We start from the raw sequence: 865 nt of genomic DNA on the forward strand, positions 1-865 counted from the left end.
TTGATGGAATTTCGAATTTGATGGATAACGCACTTCTGAATCTCTGTTTTCGGATAACATGCCGAAATTGCCTCCGTAAAGCCACGAAGGTTATCGACGCTTGTAATCAAAATATCCTGGACTCCGCGGTTTTTCAGTTCATTGAGTACATGCAGCCAGAATTTTGCCGATTCATTCTCGCCAATCCAGATTCCAAGCACATCTTTATGACCGTCAAGGTCAATACCAATAACCATATAGGCGGCTTTATTGACGATGGCTCCATCTTGCTTTACCTTAAAGTGAATTGCGTCTAAGAAAACAACTGCATAAACCGATTGCAAAGGGCGATTTTGCCACTCTTTAATCAGTGGAACAACTTTATTCGTTACATTGGAAATGAGTGTTGGTGAGACTTCGATGCCGTAGAGCTGCTGCAGATGGTCTTGGATATCACGTGTGGATACGCCTTTTGCGTACATCGCAAGTATTTGATCTTCGATCCCTGTCACACTGGACTGATGCTTCTTTACAATGGCCGGTTCAAATTCACCCTCACGATCTCGAGGTACTTGGATGTCAACCTCGCCATACTCAGAACGGACAGTCTTTTTGCTATAACCATTGCGGCTATTGGTTGTCCGCTTGTTTTTCATGTCATGTTTGGCGTACCCAAGAGTGGACTCCATCTCGCCTTCCAGCATTTCTTGGATCGTGTCAGCAAATAGATCCTTTAACGCTGATTGAACGTCGTCCACTGACTTCATGTTTTTCTCTTTGATCCACTGCTTGATCTGCTCTTTTGACATCATAAAAATCTCCCAACCTTTCTAAGACTAATTGTAGTTTAGAGGTTGAGAGTTTACACAGAATATTTTACAGACTC

At 42.8% G+C, this 865-nt stretch carries 1 protein-coding gene; it reads right to left on the minus strand.

Annotation, left to right across the window (positions count from 1 at the left end; all coding sequences use genetic code 11):
* A partial coding sequence (locus M3630_RS30445; RefSeq protein ID WP_483298483.1) for an IS256 family transposase occupies positions 1-791 on the minus strand: 791 nt, incomplete at its 3' end.
* Positions 792-865 lie beyond the last annotated feature (74 nt).

This window comes from Brevibacillus sp. MER 51, from assembly GCF_023714195.1.
GTDB lineage: Bacteria > Bacillota > Bacilli > Brevibacillales > Brevibacillaceae > Brevibacillus.